Below are 5,377 nucleotides of genomic sequence, written 5' to 3'. Positions count from 1 at the left end.
CAATATTATAATCATACTTAATTTAAAGAATCGATATGAGGAGGAGCATATGAAAGTCGCGATTATTGGAGCAACTGGGTATGGAGGCATTGAATTAATTCGGTTATTAGAGCAACATCCATATTTTTCGATAGTATCTCTCCATTCTTTTTCGCAAGTTGGTGAGTGTATAACAAATGTATATCCGCACCTTCGGAATGTTCTTGTTCATACGCTACAAGAAATTGATGTGGAGGAAATAGAGAAGGAAGCAGAAATTGTATTTTTAGCAACCCCAGCAGGAGTATCGGCAGAGTTAACTCCAAAATTATTAGCAGTGGGTGTAAAAGTAATTGATCTATCTGGAGACTTTCGTATGAAAGATCCTTTCATATATGAACAGTGGTATAAAAGGGCAGCTGCAAAAGAAGAAGTTCTTAGTGAAGCTGTATATGGGTTAAGTGAATGGAAAAGGTCCGAGATTCAAAATGCAAATTTAATTGCAAACCCAGGATGTTTTGCTACAGCAGCATTATTAGCGATATTGCCATTAGTACGTAGCGGCATAATTGAAGAAGACTCCATTATTATTGATGCGAAATCAGGAGTATCTGGAGCTGGCAAAACGCCAACAACAATGACTCACTTTCCTGAGTTGTACGATAACTTACGTATTTATAAAGTAAATGAGCATCAACACGTTCCTGAGATTGAGCAAATGCTTGTGGAGTGGAATAGGGAAACGAAGCCAATCACGTTTAGTACGCATTTAATACCGATATCACGGGGGATTATGGTTACACTTTATGCGAAAGTAAAACGAGAAATGGAAATAGAACAACTTCAAAAATTATATGAAGAAACGTATGAACAATCGGCTTTTATTCGAATTCGTATGCAAGGAGAATTTCCAAGTCCGAAAGAAGTGAGAGGCTCAAATTATTGTGATATGGGGATAGCTTACGATGAAAGAACTGGAAGAGTGACTGTCGTTTCGGTTATAGACAATATGATGAAAGGTGCGGCTGGGCAAGCGATTCAAAATGCAAATATAGTAGCGGGACTAGAAGAAACCACAGGTTTACAACATATGCCGCTTTATCTATAAGGGGGACATGATGATTAAAGTAGAGTCTATTACAAAATTAGAAAATGGTTCAATTGTAACGCCAAAAGGCTTTTCGGCAATCGGTACGGCAAATGGTTTGAAAAAAGACAAAAAGGATTTAGGTGTAATCATTTGTGAAGTGCCAGCATCATGTGCCGCCGTTTATACAACGAATCAAATACAAGCAGCTCCCCTGCAAGTAACGAAAGATAGTATAACGGCTGAGGGGAAATTGCAAGCAATTATCGTCAATAGTGGAAATGCAAATGCTTGTACAGGAATGAAAGGCTTACAAGATGCTTACGAGATGCGTGCATTAGGGGCGGAACATTTTGGAGTGAAAGAACATTACGTTGCAATAGCTTCAACGGGTGTAATTGGTGTTCCGTTACCGATGGATTTAATTCGAAAGGGAATTACAACTCTTATCCCTACGAAGGAAGTAAGTGAAGCTCATTCTTTTTCTGAAGCGATTTTAACGACGGATCTTATAACGAAAGAAACGTGCTATGAGATGATGATTGATGGGAAGAAAGTGATGATTGCTGGTGTTGCGAAAGGTTCAGGGATGATTCATCCAAATATGGCAACGATGCTAAGTTTTATTACGACAGATGCTCATATAGAGCATGACGTATTGCAAACAGCATTATCACAAATAACGAATCATACATTTAATCAAATTACGGTGGATGGAGATACTTCTACGAATGATATGGTCATCGTTATGGCAAGTGGATTAGCAGAAACGAAACCAATCAATATGGAACATACAGATTGGGAAACTTTCGTATTTGCTTTACAGATGGTATGTGAAGATTTAGCAAAAAAAATAGCACAAGACGGTGAAGGCGCTACGAAGTTAATAGAAGTAAATGTGTTAGGGGCCCGAACGAATGAAGAGGCAAAGAAAATTGCAAAGCAAATAGTCGGTTCGAGTCTTGTAAAAACAGCAATCCATGGTGAAGACCCAAATTGGGGGCGGATTATTAGCAGTATAGGACAAAGTGAAGTAGCGATTCATCCAAATACAATTGATATTATTCTTCAATCGATCACTGTGTTAAAAAATAGTGAACCTCAAATGTTTTCTGAAGAGGAAATGAAAAAGAAATTAAAAGAACATGAAATTATGATTGATGTGTATTTACATTTAGGAGAAGAGAACGGATCAGCTTGGGGCTGTGACTTAAGTTATGAATATGTGAAAATAAACGCTTGTTATCGTACATAAGGAGAGGGAAGATGAGCGATTATATTGTAGTGAAATGCGGCGGTAGTATGTTGGATCAATTAAATGATGTGTTTTTTGATTGTATAAAGAAATTGCAACAGAAGTATAAAGTAGTGATTGTCCATGGTGGCGGCCCAGAAATTGATGCGCAATTAAAAGATTGTAACATCAAAGTAGAAAAAAGGGATGGGTTAAGAGTAACACCAAAAGAAGTTATGGATATTGTTCAAATGGTGCTATGCGGAAGTACGAATAAAAAATTTGTAATGAAGTTGCAAAGGCATAATTTACTTGCGGTAGGTTGTTCAGGGTGTGATGGCAATTTACTCCAAGTTCAACCTGTCAGCGAAGAAATAGGATATGTGGGAGAAGTAAGTTATGTCGAAACAGCCTTACTAAAAGGATTGATAAATTTGAATTATATTCCTGTTATTGCTCCGGTCGGGATACATGATAATGAGATTTATAACATAAATGCGGATACAGCTGCAGCTGGAATTGCAGCCGCATTATCCGCAAAAGAACTCATTTTTATTACGGATGTAGATGGGATATTACATGAAGGGAAATTAGTAAAGAAAACGGATGAATCGGAAATTATTACTTTAATAGAAAAAGGAGTTATTACAGGCGGGATGATTCCGAAAGTACAGGCGGCACTAACGTCATTAAAAATGGGAGTGCAAAAGATAAGTATTGTGAACGGTACAAAAGATTTTACTGAAGTTACGGACGAGTGTATCGGAACGACGGTAACGAAAGGAGTAAGTATCGTATGACAAGTCATCTTTTTCAAACGTATGGGAGAAGAAATATTGAGTTTGTAAAGGGGAGTGGAACGAAAGTTAGTGATAAAAACGGTAAGCAATATTTAGATTTCACATCAGGAATCGGTGTATGTAATTTAGGACATTGTCATTCTACTGTTATGAAAGCTGTACAAGGGCAACTGCATGAAATATGGCATATATCTAACCTGTTTACAAACAGCTTACAAGAAGAAGTCGCGTCATTATTAACAGAAAACATAGCATTAGATTATGTGTTCTTCTGTAATAGCGGGGCAGAGGCGAATGAAGCTGCTTTGAAGCTAGCCCGTAAGCATACTGAAAAATCTCTCGTCGTAACATGCCAGCAGTCTTTTCACGGTAGAACATTTGGAACGATGAGTGCAACGGGCCAAGATAAGGTAAAAGAAGGATTTGGGCCATTACTTCCATCTTTTTTACATATCCCTTTTAACGATATTAAAGTATTAGAGGAAGTAATGAATGAAGAAGTTGCGGCGGTAATGGTAGAAGTTGTTCAAGGAGAGGGAGGAGTAATACCTGCTGATCTATCTTTTTTGAAAGAGATTGAAACATTATGTAATAAGTTCGGTTCCGTATTTATTATAGACGAAGTACAAACGGGGATAGGAAGAACTGGAACACTATTCGCTTATGAACAAGTGGGAATAGATCCTGATATCGTTACCGTGGCAAAGGCACTTGGGAACGGGGTTCCTGTCGGAGCGATGATTGGCCGGAAAGAGCTCGGAACGTCGTTTACTGCAGGATCACACGGTTCAACTTTTGGCGGGAATTACATCGCGATGGCTGCAGCGAAAGAAGTATTGCAAGTAAGTAAAAGACCATCGTTTTTAAAAGAAGTACAAGAAAAAGGCGAGTACGTATTAGAGAAGTTGCAAGAGGAATTACAACATGTCGAATGTATTCAAAATATACGTGGAAAGGGGCTTATGATTGGGATTGAGTGTAAGCATGAAGTTGCAAGTTTTATAGAACAACTAGAGAAAGAAGGGCTTCTCGTATTACAAGCAGGACCTAATGTTATAAGACTATTACCACCACTTATTGTGACGAATGAAGAGTTAGAACAGGCAGTATATATGATAAAAAAAGTAGTTTGTACAAAAAACGTATCAATTATATAAGGGGGAAGTTCCATGTCAACTGTACAAGTACCGAAATTAAATACGAAAGATCTTTTAACGCTAGAAGAATTGACGCAAGAAGAAATTATTTCTTTAATTGAGTTCGCTATCTATTTAAAAAAGAATAAGCAGGAGCCTTTATTACAAGGAAAAATATTAGGACTTATCTTTGATAAACATTCAACTCGTACTCGTGTATCTTTTGAAGCGGGAATGGTACAGCTCGGGGGACATGGTATGTTTTTAAGTGGGAAAGAGATGCAGATTGGAAGAGGGGAAACCGTTTCAGATACTGCGAAAGTATTATCTCATTATATTGACGGGATCATGATACGTACATTTTCACATGCGGATGTAGAAGAGCTTGCAAAAGAATCGAGCATTCCTGTTATTAACGGTTTAACTGACGATCATCATCCTTGTCAAGCATTGGCAGACTTAATGACAATATATGAAGAAGTAAATGCATTTAAAGGAATAAAATTGGCTTACGTAGGTGATGGAAATAATGTATGTCATTCATTATTGTTAGCGAGTGCGAAAGTCGGAATGAATATGACTGTGGCAACGCCTGTAGGGTATGAACCGAATGAAGAGATTGTAAAAACAGCGTTAGCGATTGCTGAAGAAACAGGAGCGAAAATTGAAATTTTGCATAACCCTGAACTAGCGGTGAGTGAAGCAGATTTCATTTATGCTGACGTTTGGATGAGTATGGGGCAAGAGGGAGAAGAAGAGAAATATACTTTATTTCAACCTTACCAAATCAATAAAGAACTTGTTACGCATGCGAAGCAAACATATCGTTTCTTACACTGTTTACCTGCCCATCGTGAAGAGGAAGTAACAGGAGAAATTATAGATGGACCACAGTCTATCGTTTTTGAGCAAGCTGGTAATCGATTGCATGCGCAAAAAGCATTATTAGTAAGTTTATTTAAAAGTGTAGAAGAGCTGTCTTAAATGATGTGCATCTCCAATTGTTACATACAAATAACAATTGGAGGTGCACTTTTTGTATTGAAATGTCATATGTATATTTAGTTAACCATTTTGATATCATTTATAATAAAAGAGGAAACTAAATTTGTTTTTCAGAGTGTGTAAGGACATACTACAT

5 protein-coding genes are annotated in these 5,377 nt (G+C 37.5%); all 5 read left to right on the top strand.

Annotated elements, in window-relative coordinates:
• The first annotated feature begins 49 nt into the window (after positions 1-49).
• From argC to argF, 5 genes are read left to right on the top strand one after another with little or no spacing between them, the layout of a single operon-like run.
• The gene (gene argC / locus KI369_RS26140) at positions 50-1,087 is read left to right on the top strand and encodes an N-acetyl-gamma-glutamyl-phosphate reductase (protein WP_212958362.1); all 1,038 of its coding nucleotides are present in this window, start codon (positions 50-52) and stop codon (positions 1,085-1,087) included.
• A gap of 10 nt (positions 1,088-1,097) precedes the next feature.
• Positions 1,098-2,321: a bifunctional glutamate N-acetyltransferase/amino-acid acetyltransferase ArgJ gene (gene argJ / locus KI369_RS26135; RefSeq protein WP_212958360.1), complete on the top strand. Its 1,224-nt coding sequence runs from the start codon at positions 1,098-1,100 to the stop codon at positions 2,319-2,321.
• An 11-nt stretch (positions 2,322-2,332) separates the two neighbouring features.
• The gene (gene argB / locus KI369_RS26130; RefSeq protein ID WP_212958358.1) at positions 2,333-3,100 is read left to right on the top strand and encodes an acetylglutamate kinase; all 768 of its coding nucleotides are present in this window, start codon (positions 2,333-2,335) and stop codon (positions 3,098-3,100) included.
• Complete coding sequence (gene argD / locus KI369_RS26125; protein WP_212958356.1) at positions 3,097-4,257, top strand: acetylornithine transaminase; 1,161 nt, start codon at positions 3,097-3,099, stop codon at positions 4,255-4,257. Before argB ends, argD begins: the two co-directional genes overlap by 4 nt.
• Positions 4,258-4,269: 12 nt before the next feature.
• Positions 4,270-5,220: an ornithine carbamoyltransferase gene (gene argF / locus KI369_RS26120; RefSeq protein WP_212958354.1), complete on the top strand. Its 951-nt coding sequence runs from the start codon at positions 4,270-4,272 to the stop codon at positions 5,218-5,220.
• Positions 5,221-5,377: the final 157 nt, after the last annotated feature.

This window comes from Bacillus sanguinis (assembly GCF_018332475.1).
GTDB lineage: Bacteria > Bacillota > Bacilli > Bacillales > Bacillaceae_G > Bacillus_A > Bacillus_A sanguinis.
Note: the sequence above shows the minus strand (reverse complement) of the source record. Positions and strands in the feature narration are given on the sequence as shown.

Coding starts and splice junctions, on each gene's coding strand:
- argD (WP_212958356.1), top strand. CDS start 3,097: ATGACAAGTCATCTTTTTCAAACGTATGGGAGAAGAAATATTGAGTTT.
- argB (WP_212958358.1), top strand. CDS start 2,333: ATGAGCGATTATATTGTAGTGAAATGCGGCGGTAGTATGTTGGATCAA.
- argC (WP_212958362.1), top strand. CDS start 50: ATGAAAGTCGCGATTATTGGAGCAACTGGGTATGGAGGCATTGAATTA.
- argF (WP_212958354.1), top strand. CDS start 4,270: ATGTCAACTGTACAAGTACCGAAATTAAATACGAAAGATCTTTTAACG.
- argJ (WP_212958360.1), top strand. CDS start 1,098: ATGATTAAAGTAGAGTCTATTACAAAATTAGAAAATGGTTCAATTGTA.